Below are 20,196 nucleotides of genomic sequence, written 5' to 3'. Positions count from 1 at the left end.
GGGTCTTCATTCATGGAACATTCGAGTATCTACACGATCGGCCATTCCACCCGGACCTTCGACGCGTTCGTGGACATCGTCAAAGGCTTTGGCATCCAGGTCGTGGTGGACATCAGGACAGTTCCGCGCTCGCGCACCAACCCGCAATACAACCTCGATACCTTTCCCCAACGGCTGGCCGACGTGGGCCTGGGGCATGAACGGGTCGAGCCGTTGGGTGGCCTGAGGAAAAAGTCCAGGACCGTACCGGATGAAGTCAATGGGTTCTGGGACAACCGCAGCTTCCACAACTACGCCGATTACGCGCTTTCGGATGAATTCGAGCGCGGGTTGGAACGCCTCCTGCAACTGAGCGAACGGCAACGCTGCGTGATCATGTGCGCCGAAGCGGTCTGGTGGCGCTGCCACCGGCGGATCGTCGCGGATTACCTGCTGCTGTGCGGTGTCGAAGTCATCCATATCCTGGACAAGGACAAGGCCAACGAAGCCGTGTTGAATCCTGCGGCGCAGGTGTGCGGGTTGAAGTTGCATTACCCGGACGTTGGCGCCTGAACCACGGTACAAACTGAAACCTTTGATTTGTACTAGTCTCTGGATACAAGCGGTAGAAAGTTGTCATTTAGTTACCAGAGAGATAAGCAGATGACGAACCATGAAACCGTTATAAGACGCGCCAATGAGGCCGACCTGGACGAAATCCTGGCACTTCAGGCGGCAAACCAGATGGAACGGGGCGGCTCGCTTTCTGCAAGTCTGCCAAGATCCCGAGTGGCGGCGATGATGGAGCAGATGCCGCTTATCGTTGCCTGCCGCGGTGGACGCGTTACCGGTTTCATGATGACGACCACCCGCGCGATGAATGCTGATCTTCCTATCGTCCAGGCTATGTTCGCTGTTTATCCTGGAACGCCTGACACCTATGTCTATGGCCCGGTTTGCGTCAGTGAAGAGGAGCGCGGCAAGGGCCTTGCCCAGCGAATGTTTGCGGCTCTTCGGCACCTTGAACCAGGACGCGAAGGGGTTCTTTTCATACGTAAAGATAACGAACCATCGCTCCGGGCACACTTGAAGATGGGGATGAAAGAGGCTGCTTCTTTTGCGTTCAATGGGTTTGACTACGCTGTTTATTCGTACACCGGGTAGGCAGGGTGTGCTGGCTGCATCCGGAAGAACGCTCCGCGCCAGCCTCTTTTGATCTCCAAACGGCCCCTACTTCTCGGCCTGCCGTTCTTCCGCACGCACCACCAGCCAGATGCCGAGGGCGGACACCGCCATGCCCGCGCCCATTTGTACTGAGAGCGGTTCGTCGAACATGGCCCAGGCCCACAGCAGGGTGATGGGCGGGCTGAGGTACAGGACGCTGGCAACCCGGGTGGCGGTGGCGCGGCGCAGGCACAGCCAGTACAGCCCATAACCGCCGAGGGTGGACAGTCCGGCGGTCCACAGTACGCTCAGGGCGAACCCGGCGCTGGGGATCGGCGCGAGACTGCCCTGGGCGCCCGCAAGAATGGCGAACGCCACGCCCGAAACGCCACACTGCAGCCACAGGTTGGGCAGCAGTCCCATTGATTCCGACGCCGGGAGGTGCTTCTGCCAGAGGGTGGCGACGGCCAGCGACAACATCCCCAGCAACGGCAGGCCGTAGGCCCACAGCGGCGCGTTGCCCCACGCCAGCGCGCCATGGGTGACCACGGACACCCCAAGCAGGCCAACGACCAGGCCTGCCCAGACGCGCCATGCCAGCCGTTGTCCCAGCACGGCGGCCGCCAGCAGGGCCATGCCGATGGGCAGCAGGTCGGCCACCAGCGCGGCCAGGCCCGCCGGCACGCCCAGGGCGATGCCTTGGGTGATACCGGCCAGATAGCCGGCCATGGCCAGCAGGCCGATGCCGGCATTCTTCAACAGCACGGCCGCGGAGGCCCGGCGCAGTTGCCTGGCCACGAACGGAAACAGCAGCAGCGTGACCACGACGCAGCGCCAGAACACCACCAGCAAGGCCGGTGCATAGTCGATGGAAAACCGCGCGCCGATGAATCCGGAACTCCAAGTCAGCAGCAAGGCCGCCTCCAGCAGGGGCAGCGGAATGGCCCGGTGCCAGTCGGGACGCGAGAGGGAGGGGCAGGTCATCGATTTTGGCAAGTTCATGGCCACAGGCTACGAAACCCGCGTAATCTAATAAATCAAAATAGACTGCATCAGTCGTTCACAAAGGTTGAACCATGACAGCCGTACTCGATATCGACCTGGTCCGCACGTTTCACGCGGTGGCGCGGATCGGCAAGTTCAATGCCGCGGCGCAGTCGCTGCACAAGAGCCCGGCGGCGGTGAGCGTGCACATCCAGCGCCTGGAAGCGGTGGCCGGTGGGCGCTTGTTCAACCGTGACAACCAGGCCGTTTCCCTGACCGCGCTGGGCAAGCGGCTGCTGGTGACCACGACGGAACTGCTGCGCACCCATGACCGTGTGCTGGCCGACCTCCAGGGCACGCGCCTGGCGGGACGCATTACCTTGGGGGTGCCGGACGAGTATGCCGACCATGTCATCCGCGACATCCTCCCGACCTTCGCCGCGGCCTGGCCCAATGTGGTGCTGGAACTCAAGACCGCACCCAGTTATGCGCTGCGCGACCTGGTGCAGCGCGGCAAGCTCCAGGCCGCGGTCGTGACCCAGCCGAAGGGCGAGCCCTTGGCAGGGGCGAAGGTGCTGGTATCCACCACGCCCGTCTGGGTGGGGCCGGCCCACATGGCGGTCGCCTCCATGGAGCCGTTGCCGCTGGCCGTGCATGCGGCGCAATGCCCTTATCGCCAGGCGATGGTGGAATCCCTCAGGCAAAGCGGTCGCAAGACGCGCATCGTCCTGGAAAGCCCTTCCAACCAGGCAGTCAAGGCGTGCGTGGAAGCGGGCCTGGCCATCAGCCTGATCGACCGCGCCCGGGTGACGGACGCCATGCGGATCCTGGAGGGTTTGCCGCTCATCGCCGACCATGAGGTGGTCTTCCTGCGGTCCCAGGCGTCGCCCGCCGATGAAGCCGAGGACCTGCTTGCCCAGGCCATGCAGCAGTATTTCCGACTCTAGCGTGGAGGGCGGCTGCGCCACCCGGCGGGAGCAAGCGCCCTCGCCACGGAACGTGGGTGTGACGATCACGGGAGCGAGCCTGCTCGCGAAAGCGGTCTGGCTGAGCCGGTGATGTTGAATGTACTGCCGTCATCGCGAGCAGGCTCGCTCCCACAGGGGGTTGTGGTGGGTCTGGGGTCTGATCTCACCCTGGATCAAACGGTGGGAGCCCACCCGGTTCACAACGGACCCAGCTTCAGTGGGTACTGGATGACGACGTACAACCGGTCGATGTCGTCCCCGGCCTGGGCGCTGTTGGCGCGATGGGTGACGTGAGACAGTTGCAGGGACAGGTCCTTCGCCGGGCCAGATTGCACGGTGTAGTGCAGGTCCAGGTCGCGCTCCCAGTGGCGCCCGCCATCGCCTTGCTGCGGACGGTAGGTGCCGCTGTCGGCATCGAACGGGTTGTAGGCGCCGCCTTGGGGGGCGTGGCTGCCGTCTATCCCGCGTCCCGTGACATAGCGGGCCATGAAGGCCAGGCCGGGAATGCCCAGGGCACCCAGGTCGAGGTCATACCGCGCTTGCCAAGAGCGCTCGCCGGGGCCGTTGAAATCGGCGTATTTAATTGAGTTGGCCAGGTAGATCGAATCGCCGCCAACGAAATCGAAGGGCGTGTCGCCATTGATTTTCTGATAGGCCAGGGTGAACGCCTGGGCGTCGAGTCGATATTTGCCGGAAAGGCTGTAGGCGGTGGTGTCGATTTCACCGGCGGCGGCCTGGCCTTCGTCGCGGGTGTGGTACAGGTTGCCGTCGAGGAACAGGGCCCCCAGGGTGGTATGCAGGTTGGCGTAGTACTGGCGCCAGGTGTCGCTCAGTTCGGAGGCGTACAGGGCCCCGCCCAGGGGGCGCCCGGCGAGCAGGTCGGCGCCGATGAAATCGATGGCGCCGTGGCGGGTGTTGGCCCCATAGCCGGAAAAGTCGCCCCTGGCGGTGGAGGCGTCCTGGTTCTTGAAGGCGCTGAAGTGGCCCGCTTGCAGGTCGATACCATCGAGTTCGTGGCTGGTGAGCAGCATGCCCGTGGCGTATTCCGGTTGCAGGCGTTTGTCTGCGGTGTCGAATACCGGGGTCTCCACGGTCATTTCGCCCACGGCCAGGGTCGTGCGCGAGGTTCTGAACTTCAGCGCGCCGCCCGCGCTGGAATACTGGCCCTCGCTGCGGCCGTCATCGTCCAGCGGCAACAGTCCCGTGCCGGAATGACCCTTGCCGCCGTCCAGCTTCAGGCCGACGAAACCGTGGGCGTCGAGGCCCAGGCCGACCGTGCCGGCGGTGAAGCCGGATTCGAAAGACGTGATGAAGCCCTGGGCCCATTCCTGCTTGTAGCTTTTGCCTGAGCCATTGGGGGAGCGATAGTCGTTGTTGAGGTAGAAGTTGCGACTGAGCACTTCCAGTTTGGCGCCATCGAGAAAGCCCGCCGGTTCTTCGGGCCCTGCCGCCATGGCCGGTGCAGCCCCGCCGGCCATCCAGGCGAGGAACCAGGCCGGCCTGAGCAAGGTGAGTTTTTTTGATGCAAGCAACATGGGATATCCCGCGTGAAAAGAAGACCGGGCCCCAGCCAACGGCTTTCGATGGGAAAGCGAGGCCGGACCGCTGCGGGCATTCTTCGTGGCGGGGCGTGGGAGGGCGAGTTAAACGTTGTTAATTGGCGTGGAGCGATTGAGCTTGCGGGCTATGCCGCGCATCTTCGCGAGCAGGCTCGCTCCCACAGGTTCTTGTGGTGTGGGAGCGATGGTCCGGCTCAGGCGATGGTCGACAGCGGCGGCGTGCGCGGCGGAATCAGGCGCTTGGACTCGATCGATTCGAATGCCGAAGCCAGTTGCAGCAGTTTCGAATCGTCATAGGCGCGGCCGGCGAATGTCAGCCCGACCGGCATGCCGATGTCCGCCATGACGCCCATCGGCACGGTGACGGTGGGCACGCCCAGGTGGCGTATGGCGAGGTTGCCGTTGGCGACCCAGACACCGTTGCTCCAGGCGATATCGGCGGAGGCCGGATTGATATCCGCATCCGCCGGCCCGACGTCGGCGACAGTCGGGAAGATCACCGCGTCCAGGCCCAGCCGGTCCATCCATTCCTCTAGGTCGATCCGACGGGTTGCCTCGAGGCCGCGCAGGCCGTCGGGCAGGGTCGGGATCTGGTCCCAGGGGGTGATGCCGCGCTCGGCCATCTTCACGTATTCATCCATGCCGGCGGCCAGGTCATCCTCGCGATTGGGCAGGGTGCCGGGGTCGTGGGGGAAAATCTTCGGCCCGTCGACGTCGGCCAGGCGATTGAGTTTCGGATCGCCGTTGGCCCGCAGGAAATCATCGAATGCCCAGGCCGACAGGTCCCACAGTTCATGATGCAGGAATTCCCTGGACACCAGGCCCCGGGTAAACACGGTCGGTGCGCCGGGGCGATCGCCCTCGCAGTTGGACACCAGGGGGAAATCCACCTCGATCACTTCGCCGCCATGGGCCTGGATCGCCTTGCGCGCCGCTTCCCAGAGGTCGATCACCGAGGCGCGGGTGTGGATGCGCTGGCCCGTCGGCCCGCCAATGCCCGGCGCATCCGCCGTGCCCGCGTCGGGATCGGCATTGATGTACATGCGGGGCACGCCGAACCGTTTGCCGGCCAGCGCACCCGGTGGGCTGGCCAGGCTCGGGTACGAAGCGGGACGAACCGCGTCGACACTGGGAATCGGTACCCAGGGTTGCAGGCGCCACAGGTCGCCCCGGGTATCGGGGTCGTTCGCCACGACCACGTCGAGTACTTCCAGCAGATCGGCCATGGTCCGGGCGAAGGGCACCACCACGTCCATGGTCGGCGTCAGCGGCCAGTTGCCGCGCACCGAGATCACGCCGCGCGATGGCGTGTAGGCGCACAGGCCGTTGTTCGAGGCCGGGCCGCGTCCGCTGGACCAGGTTTCCTCCGCCAGGCCGAACGCCGCGAAGCTGGCCGCGGTGGCCGTCCCGGCGCCGTTCGAGGAGCCCGAGGCGAATGGCGCGGTCAGGTAGTCGCCGTTGTAGGGGCTTTCCGCCCGGCCGTACACCCCGCGCTGCATCCCGCCGTTCGCCATGGGCGGCATGTTGGTCTTGCCCAGGCAGATGGCGCCGGCGGCCCGCAGCCGCTCGATGGTGAACGCATCGCGGTAGGCAACCAGGTCCTTGAAGGCCGGGCTGCCGGACGCCGCCGTGAGCCCCTTGACCAGGTAGCTGTCCTTGGCCGTGTAGGGAATGCCATCGAGGGGGCCGAGGGTCCGGCCGCTGGCTCGACGGGCGTCGGAGGCCTGCGCTTCCTGCAGCGCATCCGGGTTGCGCACCACCACCGCGTTGAGGGCCGTGGGGGTGTCAGGGCCGTCATAGGCGTCGATCCTGGCGAGGTAGGCCTGGACCAACTCGACCGCCGTGGTCTGACCGGACTCCAGCGCGGCGCGCAGTTGGGCGATGGAGACTTCGGTGATTTCGATCATGGGGTCACCCCTGCAACTGACCGGCTCAGGCCAGTCGCTTCAATTGGGAATCGGGCCACTTCAGTCTCCTCAAGATGGATATTTATCGGTTTTCGCGCACTGTACTACGTGGCGTTCGGCGGGTCTATTGAGCCTTGATACTGAAGCACCGATGCGCCCGCCGTTCGTCAGTGCTACGCGGTAGCCTGGCTTGACAGCCGAGTGCACACGGGAAATACTCGCCGGCATATTCATATAGATGACTAGATAACAAGGTGAATAAGGTCAATGAACCCCCTGTCCAGTGATGTGCGCCTGCCGCTCTATCAACGCCTGCGCGACCAATTGGCCGAGCAGATCGCCAACAACCGCTGGCGTCCGGGGGAGGCGATTCCCACGGAGGCCGCGCTCTCGGCGGAGTACCAGCTGTCCACCGGCACCGTGCGCAAGGCCATCGACGCCTTGGTCAGCGAAGGCATCCTGGAACGCCAGCAGGGGCGCGGCACGTTCATTCGTCGGCCACAGTTTCAGTCATCATTGTTTCGTTTTTTCCGTTTCCAGACGGCTTCGGGCGAGCGCCAGGTTCCCGAGAGCCGGATCTTGTCCATCGAACCGGTGGCCGCACCCTCAGCGGTGGCCCAGGCACTGGGGCTGCCTGCCGACGCCCCGGTGATTCGCATTGTCCGTTTGCGTCTGCTCGATATCGAACCGGTGCTCGCCGAAGAAATCTGGTTGCCGCGCAGTCGCTTCCAGGCGTTGCTGGAAATCGACCTGAGCCAGAAAGGCCCATTGCTGTACCCCATCTACGAAGAAACCTGCGGCCAGGTGGTCGCCTACGCCCAGGAAACCCTCACCGCTGAGTCGGTGAACGACGTGCACGCGCGCTTGCTGCAAGTGCCGGTCAACAGCCCGGTGGTGGTGATCGAGCGCCTGGCGCGTGACTACGCCGGTACGCCCTTGGAATGGCGACGCTCACGCGGGCATGCCGAGCATTTCCGCTACAGCGTGGAGATTCGCTGACCCATGACGGGTTGATGCAGCTGCCGGCGGCGAAGTCTCGGCGCTGGTTCCGTTTTGTTTGCCATGACTGGCCCTGCAGCGGCGCGGTTCGCTCTCGGCTGCCTTTGATTCCCCCATAAGGATAAGAAAATGTTCAGTTGGTATCGCCAAGTCACCGCGCGGGAGCGCAAAACGTTCTGGGCCTGTTTCGGCGGCTGGTCGCTCGACGCGCTGGAAGTGCAGATGTTCGGCCTGGCGATCCCGGCGCTGATCGCCGCGTTTGCCTTGTCCAAGGGCGACGCGGGATTGATCAGCGGCGTGACCCTGGTCACCTCGGCCCTGGGCGGCTGGGTCGGCGGGACGCTGTCGGACCGCTACGGTCGGGTGCGGACCCTGCAATGGATGATCCTGTGGTTCTCGTTCTTCACCTTCCTGTCGGCCTTCGTCACCGGCTTCCACCAGCTGCTGGTCGTCAAGGCGCTGCAAGGTTTCGGCATCGGTGGTGAATGGGCCGCCGGTGCGGTCCTGATGGCCGAGACCATCAACCCCCAGTATCGCGGCAAGGTCATGGGCACGGTGCAAAGTGCCTGGGCGGTGGGTTGGGGCCTGGCCGTCGGGGTGTTCACGCTGATCTACTCGTTCGTGCCCCAGGACATGGCCTGGCGAGTGATGTTCATCGTCGGCCTGCTGCCGTCGTTCCTGATCATCTGGGTCCGGCGCAACGTCGAAGAACCCGACAGTTTCCAGCGCCTGCAAAAGGAAAAGGCCATCCCGCAGAGCTTCTTCAAGTCCCTGGGCGGCATCTTCCGGCCTGAACTGATCCGGGTGACGTTGTTCGGCGGCCTGCTGGGCCTGGGTGCCCATGGCGGCTACCACGCGGTGATGACCTGGCTGCCCACCTTCCTCAAGACCGAGCGCAACCTGTCGGTGCTCAACTCCGGCGGCTACCTGGCGGTGATCATCCTTGCCTTCTGGTGCGGTTGCGTGGTCAGCGGCCTGCTGATCGATCGCATCGGCCGGCGCAAGAACATCGTGCTGTTCGCGTTGTGCTGCGTGGTGACCGTGCAGTGCTATGTGTTCCTGCCGCTGACCAATACCCAGATGCTGTTCCTGGGCTTCCCGCTGGGCTTCTTCGCGGCCGGCATCCCGGCGAGCCTCGGGGCGCTGTTCAACGAGCTGTACCCGGCGGATGTGCGCGGCGCCGGCGTCGGCTTCTGCTACAACTTCGGTCGCGTGCTGTCGGCGGTGTTCCCGTTCCTCGTCGGGCACATGAGCGATTCGATGTCCCTGGGCTCGGCCATCGGCATCGACGCCGGCATCGCCTATGGCGTGGCGGTGATCGCGGCGTTGTGCCTGCCGGAAACCCGTGGCCGCAGCCTGCAAGCGTCGACGCCATCGGAACACACTGCCGCCCCCAACGAGAGCGCCCATGCCTGATACCTGCTCGCCGATCACCGGCATCGACTCCCACGCACATGTGTTCAGCCGCGAGCTGGAGCTGGTCTGCGCGCGGCGCTACACCCCCGGCTACGATGCGACGCTGGCGCAGTACCTCGACCACTTGCAAGCCCATGGCCTGAGTCACGGCGTTTTGGTGCAGCCGAGTTTTCTCGGCACCGACAACCGTTACCTGTTGAGCGCTTTGCGCCAGGCGCCGCAGCGATTGCGCGGGGTGGTGGTGCTGGCACAGGGTGTCCGCCGGGCCGAGCTGGAAAGCATGGCCCGCTCGGGCGTGGTCGGCGTTCGCTTGAACCTGATGGGCCAGGCCCTGCCGGATTTTCGCGACGCCGCCTGGAAGGGGTTCTTCGCACACATCGCCGAGCTGGACTGGCATGTCGAGTTGCATCGCCATGTCGAAGACCTGCCGGGATTGATTCGCCAACTGCTGCCCCTTGGCATCCGCCTGGTGATCGATCATTTCGGCCGCCCGGATGCGCGCCTGGGCCTCGCTCAGCCAGGCTTCGCCGAACTGATGGCGCTGGGAACGAGCGGGCAGGTGTGGATGAAGGTGTCCGGCATTTATCGACTGGCCGGAACCGATCGCCAGAACCTTGAATTCGCCCAGGCGGCGTTGGCCCTTCTCGAGCAGCGGTTCAGCGCGCAGCGGCTGGTGTGGGGCAGTGATTGGCCGCACACCCAGCATGAACAGACCGTGGGTTTCGACACGGTGATCGGCCAGTTGCAGGTCCTGGCGTGCACGGCGGCGCTGCGCCACGCCCTGCTGGTACAGGCCCCCAAGGCGCTGTTCAAATTTTGAAGCGCGCTGGCTTATCTGAACTCGTACGACGAATCAGGATCTAGACTCTACGGAAAATGCCGCACCGGCCTGCGAGCGCCTTGCAGCCGGACGGATCGAGGATGATCAATGTTGAACGTCGAAGAACTTGCCAGGGGCACCCCGGCACCGAGCGAGTACGAAAGCCTACTATCGATCGGGGCTAACGCACTCGAAGCCATTCCCGGTGCGGTGTACCTCTGCGACAAGGACGGCTGGCTCGTCAGGTACAACAGCGAGGCCGCCGGGCTGTGGGGGCGCGCGCCGGCGCTCGGCGAGGGTGGGGACCGGTTCTGCGGTTCCCATCGTCTGTTCCAGGTCGATGGCGCGCCGCTGGCGTTCGACCAATGTCCGGTGGCCGCGGTGCTCAACGCAGGCGCGGCGGCACGCAACCAGGAAGTCCTTATCCAGCGCCCGGATGGCTCGCGTTTCGTCGCCTTGATGAACGTCCGCCCCCTCAGGGATCGCCGCGGTGTCATCCAAGGGGCCATCAATTGCTTCCAGGACGTCACGGCGCAGCATGCCATGGCCGAGGAACTGCGGCGCAAGAGCGCCGACCTCGAGGACTTTTTCGAAAACAGTGCCGTAGGCCTGCACATCGTCAGCGGCGAGGGCATCATCCTGCGTGCCAACAAGGCTGAACTGGCGCTGTTGGGGTACTCGGCCGACGAATACATCGGCCGGCCCATCAGCGAGTTCCATGTCGACGAGCCGGTGATCGGCGACATCCTCGACAAGCTCGGCAGCGGCGCTTGCCTGGAGAGTTACCCGGCACGCCTGAGGGCCAAGGACGGTTCGATCAAGCATGTCACCATCACCTCGAACGGGCGCTTCGAAGACGGAAAGCTCTTCAATACCCGCTGTTTCACCATCGACGTGACCTGCGTGCATACCGCCGAGGCGGCGCGCCAGGAGAGCGACGACCGCCTGGCGGCGACGTACGAGGCCGCTACCATCGGCATTGCCGAAGCCGATGCCAACGGTCGCCTGCTTCGCGTCAACGATGCCTTCTGCACCATGCTGGGCCGCTCTCGCGAAGAACTTCTGGCGATGACGTTCCTGGACTATACCCACCCCGATTGCGTCGCTGAAGACGCCACCCTGTACGCGCGCCAAGTGGCCGGGGAACTGGACACCTACGTGCAGCGCAAGCGCGCGCTCAAGCCGGATGGTGAAATCGTCTACCTGGACGTGCACAGTTCGTCGGTGCGCAACGCCAATGGCGAGTTCCGCTATGGCGTGCGGGTGCTGCAGGACGTGACGGTCGCGCGACGCATGGAAAACCAGGTCCGCGAAAGCGAACGGCACATGCGCAATCTTCTCGAAGCCATGCCCGCCGCGGTCTACACCACTGACGCACAAGGGCGCATCACGTTCTACAATCGCGAGGCTGTCGAACTGTCGGGCCGCACGCCGCAGTTGGGCGACCTGTGGTGCGTGACCTGGAAACTGTTCAACACCGACGGCAGCGCGCTTGCCCACGACCAGTGCCCGATGGCCGTTGCGCTCAAGGAAAATCGCGCCATTCGCGGTGTCGAGGCCATCGCCGAGCGGCCGGACGGTACCCGCGTTCCGTTCATCCCTTACCCAACGCCCCTGCACGACGCCGATGGCAACCTGGTCGGGGCGATCAACATGCTGGTGGACATCACCGAGCGCAAGCAGGCCGAGAACCGCCAGAAAACCTTGATCGATGAACTCAATCATCGGGTCAAGAACACCCTGGCCACGGTGCAGTCCCTGGCCGCCCAGACCGCGCGCAACGCCGACGATGCCCAGGATGGCTACCGGCGGTTCGAAGCCAGGCTCCTGGCCTTGTCCCGTGCCCACGACCTGCTGACGAAGCGGCATTGGGGCGACACGCCCTTCGATTCCCTGGCCCGTGAAGTGCTGATGCCGGTGCTCGGGCACGAGCCCCAGCGCGTCGAGGTGGCGGGGCCCTCCATCCTTGTCGGTACCCGGGTGGCGCTCAACCTCACGATGACTCTCAACGAACTGGCGATCAACACGCTCAAATACGGCGCGATGTCGGCGGAGACGGGGACGCTGTCGGTGACCTGGGACCTGCAACACCAGGTCGATGGCACCCTGCTGACCCTGGACTGGCGTGAGCAGGGCGGCCCCCCGGTGTCCCCGCCAGAGCGGCAAGGGTTGGGCTTGCGCTTGATGAAGCGCTGCATCGAGCGCGACCTGGGCGGCCAGTTCACGCTTACGTTCGCCCCCGAAGGCGTCCGCTGCCGCTTCTCGTTCCTGGTCGGAGCAACCGGCGCATGACCCCATTCCCCGGAATCCGGGTGCTTGTCGTCGAGGACGAGGGGGCGATTGCCATGCTGATCGAGGAAATGCTGGAGGACCTCGGTTGTACCGTGGTGGCCTCCGTCGGCCGACTCGCCACGGCACTTGAGACGGCCCGTTCGGTGGAGGTCGACCTGGCCATCCTGGACGTCAACCTGGCCGGCGAGCGCGTGTTCCCGGTGGCCGAGAGACTGCGCGCGCGCAAAATCCCCTTCCTGTTCAGCACCGGATACGGCGCCAGCGGCGTGTCACCGGAGTTCGCTGGGTTCCCGGTGTTGCACAAGCCGTTTTCGGCGGCGGAGTTGCAGGCCAAGGTGGAGTTGGCGTTGCGGGGCTGATACCCGGTGCGCGTCTCGGGCTGGGCGCTGTGCGAAAAGCCTTGAGATTCGTTCAGGAAACAAACGCCAACACACTGGCCGGCGAGCCCGAGCCCGCCTCCAGGCGCAACACGCCAATCACCAGCGTAGAGCCGGTCGGCGGTAGCTGGTCGAGATGGGCAAGGCATTCGAGGATGATGCCGCCGCGCTGCAACACCCCTCGATTGCTGGCGAACGTGGTGTCCTGGCCCGGGTCCACGCCATGGGTGTCGATGCCGATCCCGGCGATGTCGCGTTGCTCCAGCAGGAACCGGCTGGCGGCGGCGCCGACGCCCGGAAAGTGCAGGCCGTGGGCATCGACCTGGATGAAACGTTGCGGATCCGTCCAGCGCGACTGCCAACCGGTATGGAACAGCACCACGCAGCCTTGGGGGATACGGCCGTGGGCCTGTTCCCAGTGCTCGAGGTCCTGGACGCCGATGACGTAGTCGGCGTCCTCCCGTACCCGGCTCGCCAGGTCCACCATCACGGCCGGTCGCACCAGCGACTCCGGGGCGTAGCCGTCGATGCCCATGGCATCGGCATCGAAGCTGTTTGGCGCATTCATGTGGGTGGCGCTGTGTTCGCCCATGCTGAAGCTGCGCAGGTAATAGCCTTGCGTTGGCAACGAGGCCTCGGTCTTGAATACCACCGGTGGGTCATCGGGCCATAACGCGATACCGGGGTGGATCGGATGGCTGAGATTGACGATGCGGTTGAAGTGAAGGCTGGGCATGGGTGACCTGTCTGGCCGCTCTGGGCAATGGCGTTAGCGTTCCAGCAGCGTTCCACCTGCTGGCTGGCGCCCCTTATCCTGAATGAACGACCGGCCTCATGTCGCCCTCCAATCTGTAAATTCGACACGGACGTACGCCTATGCCTTTCGATCGCGCGAACTTTGACGAACAACACGGTGGGCAGGCCCTGGCCCAGTCTGGCGATGCCAGTAAAACGCCGTTGCCCAGGATTGGAATCATTGCCTGTTCGTGGCAGATCGGTCCCCACGCCGTGCAGATCAGTAACGACAAATACGCGCAGGCGGTGGCCAGCGCGGCCAAGGGGCTGCCGCTGATTGTGCCGGTGTTTCCCCAATGGCTGGGCCTGGCCGAGATCATCGAAGGCCTGGACGGCCTGCTGTTCACCGGTTCTCCCTCCAATATCGAGCCGCATCACTATGGTGGTCCGCCCAGCCCACCCAGGACGCCGCACGATCCCGCCCGCGACCACCTGGCGCTGCCGCTCTGGCGTGCGGCCGTCGAGGCGGGGGTTCCGGTGCTGGGCATCTGTCGCGGTTTCCAGGAAATGAACGTGGCGTTCGGTGGCAGTCTTCACCAATGCCTCGACGGTCCCGGCGCCGAGCACGAGCCTCCCAGCAACGAACCCGTCGAGGACCAGTACGCTCGTACCCACGCCATGACGGTGCAGCCGGGCGGAGTGCTGTCCCGCCTGGGGTTGTCCGGTGCGATCGAGGTCAACTCCGTTCACGGCCAGGGCATCGACCGGGTCGGGCCAGGCTTGCGCATCGAGGCCGTGGCCGAGGATGGGCTGGTGGAAGGGCTATCGGTGGAAGGCAGCAAGACCTTCGCCTTGGGCGTGCAATGGCATCCGGAGTGGCAGGTGACCTCGAATCCGGACTACCTCGCCATTTTCCGGGCATTTGGCGAGGCCTGCCGAGCGCGCGCGATGCGTTCGATGTCGGCAAGGTCGTAGCGGGCATATTGGCCCCGGGGTTGCGTGCCCGCGCTGACTCGTCGGCTATGGGCTCAACCCTTCGCCCACGGTCGCCTACACTTATAGGGCTTCGTGATTTCCCGCTGCCACGGGACGGCTGCCCAGGCCCAGTCGCTTTCAGAACACGTTGAGTCGCCTGTGGGCTACCGCCCGGCAGCGGGAGTGGCAAGCTGTGATGATGCCCCGGACCGAGTGCGCCCAAGACACTTGGCCGGTGAGCGAGAATGGCGACCGGATGAGCCACGCTACCGTGACGTGGGCCGGACGCCGCAGCCAAGACTCCGGACGGCGGCCGCCAGGCGGCGGTGTCGTTCGAGATGCCGAGGTATTTTATGCCTGATGAGACGCTTCACCTGCCCTTGATCCAGAGTGTGTTGGCGCTTGAAAAGGACACCCCCGGTGCCTTGTTGCCGATCCTGCACGCCATCCAGGAAGGCTGCGGGTATGTGCCCGACGCCGCCGTCCCTGAAATCGCCCATGCCCTCAACCTCAGCCAGGCAGAAGTGCGTGGGGTGATCAGCTTCTACCACGACTTCCGTACCACGCCGCCGGCGCGCCATACCTTGCGCCTGTGCCGCGCCGAGTCCTGCCAGAGCATGGGCGCCGAAGGCCTGGCCGCGCAGTTGCGCGAGCACCTGGGGCTGGACGACCACGGCACCAGCGCCGATGGCAGCATCAGCCTGCGGCCGGTCTATTGCCTGGGTGCCTGCGTCTGTTCGCCGACCCTGGAGCTGGACGGTGAGCTGCACGCACGCTTGACCCCGGAGCGCCTGCGCCAATTGGTCAATGCTTGCCTGGAGGACGGCGCATGCTGACGCTCTGCATCCCGCGTGATTCGGTGGCCCGTGCGGTGGGCGCCGACAAGGTGGCGGTGGCGCTGGCGGCGGAGGCCGAGCGTCGGCAACTGCCGTTGGAGGTGCGTCGTACCAGTTCCCGTGGGCTCTATTGGCTGGAACCGCTGGTGGAGCTCGACAGTGCCGGCGTGCGGCTGGGCTTCGGCCCGGTCACGCCACAGGATGTCCCGGGCCTGCTGGATGCGCTGGCCGGCGACCCCGGCAGCCACCCGTTGGCCTTGGGGCCGGTGGAGGACATTCCCTATCTCAAGAGCCAGCAGCGCTTGCTGTTTGCCCGTGCCGGCATTACCCAGCCCTTGTCCCTGGACGATTACCGCGCCAAGGGCGGTTTCCTCGGGCTGGCCCGGGCCGCGCAGATGGACGGCCTGGACGTGGTCGCCAGTGTCCTCGATTCCGGCCTGCGCGGGCGGGGCGGGGCGGCGTTCCCGGCGGGCATCAAGTGGCGTACCGTGCGCGACGCCGTCGGGCCGCAGAAATACGTGGTGTGCAACGCCGACGAAGGCGACTCCGGGACGTTCGCCGACCGCATGCTGATGGAGGGCGATCCGTTCCTGCTGATCGAGGGCATGATCATTGCCGGGATCAGCGTCGGCGCCACCCGGGGCTACATCTATGTGCGCTCGGAATACCCGGATGCCGTCAGCACCCTGAACGATGCCCTGCGCATCGCTCGCGCCGCCGGTTACCTGGGCGCGGACGCAGGCGGCAGCGGTCGCGCCTTCGAGTTGGAGGTACGGGTGGGGGCGGGGGCCTACATCTGCGGCGAAGAAACCTCGCTGCTGCAATCGCTGGAAGGCAAGCGCGGTGAAGTGCGGGCGAAGCCGCCACTGCCTGCGCTGCAAGGCCTGTTTGGCCTGCCGACCCTGGTCCACAACGTGGTGACCCTGGCCTCGATCCCGGTGATCCTGGAGAAGGGCGCGCAGTTCTATCGCGACTTCGGCATGGGCCGTTCCCTGGGCACCATGCCGTTCCAACTGGCCGGCAACGTCCGCCAGGGCGGGCTGGTCGAGCGTGCATTCGGCCTGACCCTGCGGGAACTGGTCGAAGGCTACGGTGGCGGGACGGCCAGCGGTCGACCGTTGAAGGCGGCCCAGGTGGGTGGCCCGCTGGGGGCCTGGGTACCACCGTCGCAGTTCGACACGCCGCTGGATTACGAAGCGTTCGCCGCCATGGGCGCGATGCTCGGCCACGGCGGCGTGGTGGTGGCCGACGACAGCCTCGACATGGCCCACATGGCCCGGTTCGCCCTGCAATTCTGCGCCGAGGAATCCTGTGGCAAATGCACGCCCTGCCGGATCGGCTCCACCCGCGGGGTGGAGGTGGTCGATCGCCTGCTCGCCAGCACCGATGCGGCGGCGCGCCAGGAACAGGTGCTGTTGCTGCACGACCTTTGCGACACCCTGCAATACGGCTCGCTCTGCGCCCTCGGCGGGATGACGTCCTACCCTGTCGTCAGCGCCCTCAAGCATTTCCCCGCCGACTTCGGTCTGGCGACCACGGAGGCCGACCAATGATCAACATCTTCGACCCCAGCAGCGATATCGACCTGGGCACCCCGGCGCGCGAAAGCGAGGTGCAGGTCAGCCTGACCATCGACGGTCGCGAAATCACCGTGGCTTCCGGCACATCGGTGATGCGCGCGGCGGCCTTGCTCGGCACCACCATTCCCAAGCTCTGTGCCACCGACAGCCTGCAAGCCTTCGGCTCCTGCCGCATGTGCCTGGTAGAGATCGAAGGCATGCGCGGTTATCCGGCGTCCTGCACCACGCCGGTGACCGAAGGCATGGTGGTCAACACCCAGACGTCCAGGCTCGCCAAGCTGCGTCGCAACGTCATGGAGCTGTACATCTCCGATCACCCGCTTGACTGCCTGACGTGCCCGGCCAACGGTAACTGCGAGTTGCAGACAGTCGCGGGGCAGGTCGGCCTGCGGGAGGTGCGCTACGGCTACGAGGGCGCCAACCACCTGGCCGAGGCGAAGGATGTCTCCAACCCCTATTTCGACTACGACCCGAGCAAGTGCATCGTGTGCAGTCGCTGCGTGCGGGCCTGCGAAGAGATCCAGGGCACCTTCGCCCTGACGATCAGCGGGCGCGGTTTCGACTCCCGGGTCGAAGCGGCCGGCGGCGAGAATTTCCTCGACTCCGAATGCGTGTCCTGCGGCGCCTGCGTCCAGGCCTGCCCGACGGCCACCCTGATCGACAAGAGCGTGGTGGAAGTCGGCCAGCCGGAGCGCAGCGTCATCACCACGTGCGCCTACTGCGGCGTGGGGTGTTCCTTCCGCGCCGAGATGAAGGGCGAGCAACTGGTGCGCATGGTCCCGGACAAGAACGGCCAGGCCAACCACGGCCATTCCTGCGTCAAGGGCCGCTTCGCCTGGGGCTACGCGACGCACCCGGACCGCATCACCAAGCCGATGATCCGCAAGCACATCAATGATCCGTGGCAGGAAGTCAGCTGGGACGAGGCCGTGACCTATGCCGCCAGCGAGTTGCGCCGCATCCAGCTCAAGTACGGGCGCGACTCCATCGGCGGCATCACCTCCAGCCGTTGCACCAACGAAGAAACCTACTTGGTGCAGAAGCTGGTGCGCACGGCGTTCGGCAACAACAACGTCGACACTTGTGCCCGCGTCTGCCATTCGCCCACCGGCTATGGCCTCAAGCAAACCCTGGGGGAATCGGCCGGTACGCAGAATTTCGATTCGGTGATGAAAGCCGACGTCATCCTGGTGATGGGCGCCAACCCTACCGACGCCCACCCGGTCTTCGGTTCCCAGCTCAAGCGGCGCCTGCGCCAGGGCGCCCGGCTGATCGTCATCGACCCGCGGCGCATCGACCTGGTGGATTCGCCCCACGCCCGTGCCGAATTGCACCTGCAATTGCGTCCGGGCACCAACGTGGCCATGCTCAACGCGCTGGCCCATGTGATCGTCACCGAAGGACTGGTCGACCAGCCCTTCGTCGAGCAGCGCTGCGAAGCGGCCGATTTCGCCCGCTGGCGCGATTTCGTCAGCCAGCCGGAGAACTCGCCCGAAGTGCTGTCAGCGGTCTGCGGCGTGCCCGCCGAGCAGATCCGCGCCGCCGCACGGCTCTACGCCACCGGTGGCAACGCCGCCATCTACTACGGCCTCGGCGTGACCGAGCACAGCCAGGGCAGCACCTCGGTGATGGGCATCGCCAACCTGGCGATGGCCACCGGCAACATCGGCCGCGAGGGTGTCGGGGTGAACCCGCTGCGTGGCCAGAACAACGTCCAGGGCTCCTGCGACATGGGCTCGTTCCCCCACGAGCTGCCGGGCTACCGGCACATTTCCAACGAAACCGTGCGCGCCCAGTTCGAACAGGCGTGGAACGTTACCCTGCAACCCGACCCGGGCTTGCGTATCCCGAACATGTTCGAGGCGGCGCTGGACGGCACCTTCAAGGCGCTGTACTGCCAGGGCGAGGACATCGCCCAGAGCGACCCCAACACCCAGCACGTGACAGCCGCGTTGTCCGCCTTGGAATGCGTGATCGTCCAGGACATCTTCCTCAACGAAACGGCCAAGTTCGCCCACGTGTTCTTGCCGGGCAGCTCGTTCCTCGAGAAGGACGGCACCTTCACCAACGCCGAGCGGCGGATCTCCCGGGTGCGCAAGGTCATGGAGCCGCTGGCCGGCAAGGCGGACTGGGAAGCCACCATTGCCTTGGCCAACGCGTTGGGCTACCGGATGGACTACAGCCATCCGTCGCAGATCATGGATGAAATCGCCCGTCTGACGCCGACCTTCACCCGCGTCAGCTACGCCGAGCTGGATCGCCACGGCAGCCTGCAATGGCCGTGCAACGACGCCGCGCCCGACGGGACGCCGACCATGCACATCGAGCAGTTCGTGCGCGGCAAGGGCCGGTTCATGCTCACCGGGTATGTGCCCACCGAGGAAAAGGTCAACAACCGCTACCCGTTGCTGCTGACCACCGGGCGCATCCTCAGCCAGTACAACGTCGGTGCGCAGACACGGCGAACCGACAACGTCGCCTGGCACGAGGAGGACCGCCTGGAGATCCACCCGACCGACGCCGAGAACCGTGGCATCGTCGATGGCGATTGGGTCGGCATCGGCAGCCGCGCCGGGCAGACCGTGCTGCGGGCGAAGGTGACCGAGCGCGTGGCGCCGGGAGTGGTCTACACCACCTTCCACTTCCCGGAATCGGGTGCCAACGTGATCACCACCGACAACTCCGACTGGGCCACCAACTGCCCGGAATACAAGGTCACGGCGGTCGAGATCGTACGGGTCAGCCAGCCTTCGGAATGGCAGAAACGCTACCAGGCGTTCAGCGATGAACAAGGCCGCCTGCTGAGGGAACGCCGCCATGCCGAAAAAGCCGAGGTGCGCCGATGAGTGCTGAAAGCCTGATCAAGATGGCCAACCAGATCGCCCAGTACTTCTCCAGCGAGCCGGACCACGCCCTGGCGGTCAATGGCGTGCGCCAGCATATGCGCAGTTTCTGGACGCCGTTGATGCGTCGGGAACTGGCGGACTGGCAGGAAAAACATCCGGAGGCAGTGCTGCATCCGCTGGTACTGGAAGCGCTGACGGAGACCGCGCAAGCCACGCCATAGCCGTTGGCACCTTGGCGACCGCACGCAGCCCCGGTCGGGACCCTCGTCGATGACGGCGGGGTGCCGACCGGGGCTGCGTGCGTTTCAGTTTACAGCTCATTGACGCTGATGCACGGATCCCAGGTGTCGTTCGGGCCGACCTACCCCTGTGGGAGCGAGCCCTGCTCGCGAAAGCGGTGTGCCCAGCTTGCAGGGATATTGCCAGTGCCGGCGCCTTTGCGAGCAGGCTCGCTCCCACCGGGATTTCAGTCGGGCAGTGGGGTGTGGCCGCCCCTGGCACATTGTGGGAGCGAGCCCTGCTCGCGAAAGCGGTGTGTCAGCTTGCAGGGATATTGCCAGTGCCGGCGCCTTCGCGAGCAGGCTCGCTCCCACCGGGATTTCAGTCGGGCAGTGGGGTTGTGGTCGCACCAGGCACATTGTGGGAGCGAGCTTGCTCGCGATAGCGGTCTGGCTGAGTCGATGATGTTGAATGTGCCGGCGTTATCGCGGGCAAGCCCGCTCCCACAATTGATCTCAGTGATTTCAAGTCCAGAGCCCG

17 protein-coding genes are annotated in these 20,196 nt (G+C 65.3%); 13 read left to right on the top strand and 4 right to left on the bottom strand.

All coding sequences use genetic code 11. From position 1 onward, the window contains the following. The first annotated feature begins 12 nt into the window (after positions 1-12). Both Q6A48_RS03410 and Q6A48_RS03405 read left to right on the top strand, forming a co-directional pair. Positions 13-552: a DUF488 domain-containing protein gene (locus tag Q6A48_RS03410; RefSeq protein WP_304551993.1), complete on the top strand. Its 540-nt coding sequence runs from the start codon at positions 13-15 to the stop codon at positions 550-552. Between the two features lie 90 nt (positions 553-642). Further along, the gene (locus Q6A48_RS03405) at positions 643-1,143 is read left to right on the top strand and encodes a GNAT family N-acetyltransferase (RefSeq protein ID WP_304551991.1); all 501 of its coding nucleotides are present in this window, start codon (positions 643-645) and stop codon (positions 1,141-1,143) included. A gap of 66 nt (positions 1,144-1,209) precedes the next feature. Here the strand turns inward: Q6A48_RS03405 and Q6A48_RS03400 are convergent, their stop codons facing one another. Beyond that, complete coding sequence (locus Q6A48_RS03400) at positions 1,210-2,145, bottom strand: DMT family transporter (protein ID WP_304551989.1); 936 nt, start codon at positions 2,143-2,145, stop codon at positions 1,210-1,212. A gap of 74 nt (positions 2,146-2,219) precedes the next feature. Between Q6A48_RS03400 and Q6A48_RS03395 the strand changes: the two genes are divergently transcribed. Continuing rightward, positions 2,220-3,074, top strand: coding sequence for a LysR substrate-binding domain-containing protein (locus Q6A48_RS03395; RefSeq protein ID WP_304551988.1), 855 nt, complete (start codon positions 2,220-2,222; stop codon positions 3,072-3,074). Between the two features lie 218 nt (positions 3,075-3,292). On the opposite strand, the gene Q6A48_RS03390 is transcribed toward Q6A48_RS03395, so the two are convergent. After that, complete coding sequence (locus Q6A48_RS03390) at positions 3,293-4,630, bottom strand: OprD family porin (RefSeq protein ID WP_304551986.1); 1,338 nt, start codon at positions 4,628-4,630, stop codon at positions 3,293-3,295. Between the two features lie 218 nt (positions 4,631-4,848). Then, positions 4,849-6,561 carry an amidase gene (locus Q6A48_RS03385; protein ID WP_304551984.1) on the bottom strand — a complete coding sequence of 571 codons (1,713 nt, stop codon included), beginning with the start codon at positions 6,559-6,561 and terminating at the stop codon, positions 4,849-4,851. Between the two features lie 267 nt (positions 6,562-6,828). Here Q6A48_RS03385 and Q6A48_RS03380 point away from each other — a divergent pair, with 267 nt between their 5' ends. The 5 genes from Q6A48_RS03380 to Q6A48_RS03360 all read left to right on the top strand — a co-directional run bounded on the left by Q6A48_RS03380 (position 6,829) and on the right by Q6A48_RS03360 (position 12,447). Then, on the top strand, positions 6,829-7,560 hold the full coding sequence (locus Q6A48_RS03380; RefSeq protein WP_304551983.1) for a GntR family transcriptional regulator: 732 nt from the start codon (positions 6,829-6,831) through the stop codon (positions 7,558-7,560). Between the two features lie 129 nt (positions 7,561-7,689). Beyond that, positions 7,690-8,976, top strand: coding sequence for an MFS transporter (locus Q6A48_RS03375; RefSeq protein WP_304551981.1), 1,287 nt, complete (start codon positions 7,690-7,692; stop codon positions 8,974-8,976). Next, positions 8,969-9,796, top strand: a complete 828-nt coding sequence (locus tag Q6A48_RS03370) for an amidohydrolase family protein (protein ID WP_304551980.1) — start codon at positions 8,969-8,971, stop codon at positions 9,794-9,796. Before Q6A48_RS03375 ends, Q6A48_RS03370 begins: the two co-directional genes overlap by 8 nt. Positions 9,797-9,904: 108 nt before the next feature. Then, positions 9,905-12,088 carry a PAS domain-containing sensor histidine kinase gene (locus tag Q6A48_RS03365; protein ID WP_304551979.1) on the top strand — a complete coding sequence of 728 codons (2,184 nt, stop codon included), beginning with the start codon at positions 9,905-9,907 and terminating at the stop codon, positions 12,086-12,088. Beyond that, on the top strand, positions 12,085-12,447 hold the full coding sequence (locus tag Q6A48_RS03360; RefSeq protein WP_304551978.1) for a response regulator: 363 nt from the start codon (positions 12,085-12,087) through the stop codon (positions 12,445-12,447). The genes Q6A48_RS03365 and Q6A48_RS03360 overlap by 4 nt, the downstream gene beginning before the upstream one ends. Before the next feature lie 52 nt (positions 12,448-12,499). On the opposite strand, the gene Q6A48_RS03355 is transcribed toward Q6A48_RS03360, so the two are convergent. Continuing rightward, positions 12,500-13,201 (bottom strand): cyclase family protein, encoded by a 702-nt coding sequence (locus Q6A48_RS03355; RefSeq protein WP_304551976.1) that lies wholly within the window; start codon positions 13,199-13,201, stop codon positions 12,500-12,502. A 140-nt stretch (positions 13,202-13,341) separates the two neighbouring features. Here Q6A48_RS03355 and Q6A48_RS03350 point away from each other — a divergent pair, with 140 nt between their 5' ends. From Q6A48_RS03350 to Q6A48_RS03330, 5 genes are all read left to right on the top strand, one after another. After that, entirely contained in the window at positions 13,342-14,175 is an 834-nt protein-coding gene (locus Q6A48_RS03350) for a gamma-glutamyl-gamma-aminobutyrate hydrolase family protein (protein ID WP_304551974.1), read from the top strand. A gap of 353 nt (positions 14,176-14,528) precedes the next feature. Further along, a complete protein-coding gene (locus tag Q6A48_RS03345; RefSeq protein WP_304551973.1) occupies positions 14,529-15,011 on the top strand; it encodes a formate dehydrogenase subunit gamma in 483 nt (160 codons plus the stop codon). Next, positions 15,005-16,564 (top strand): formate dehydrogenase beta subunit, encoded by a 1,560-nt coding sequence (locus tag Q6A48_RS03340; protein ID WP_304551971.1) that lies wholly within the window; start codon positions 15,005-15,007, stop codon positions 16,562-16,564. The genes Q6A48_RS03345 and Q6A48_RS03340 overlap by 7 nt, the downstream gene beginning before the upstream one ends. Beyond that, positions 16,561-19,437, top strand: a complete 2,877-nt coding sequence (gene fdhF / locus Q6A48_RS03335) for a formate dehydrogenase subunit alpha (RefSeq protein ID WP_304551969.1) — start codon at positions 16,561-16,563, stop codon at positions 19,435-19,437. Before Q6A48_RS03340 ends, fdhF begins: the two co-directional genes overlap by 4 nt. Then, positions 19,434-19,658: a formate dehydrogenase subunit delta gene (locus Q6A48_RS03330; RefSeq protein ID WP_304551967.1), complete on the top strand. Its 225-nt coding sequence runs from the start codon at positions 19,434-19,436 to the stop codon at positions 19,656-19,658. Before fdhF ends, Q6A48_RS03330 begins: the two co-directional genes overlap by 4 nt. Positions 19,659-20,196: the final 538 nt, after the last annotated feature.

Origin of the sequence: Pseudomonas citrullilanati (assembly GCF_030580855.1) — a bacterium.
In the GTDB taxonomy this organism is placed as follows: Bacteria; Pseudomonadota; Gammaproteobacteria; order Pseudomonadales; family Pseudomonadaceae; genus Aquipseudomonas; species Aquipseudomonas citrulli.
The sequence above is the reverse complement of the archived record's forward strand: the minus strand, read 5'-3'. Positions and strand labels throughout refer to the sequence as shown.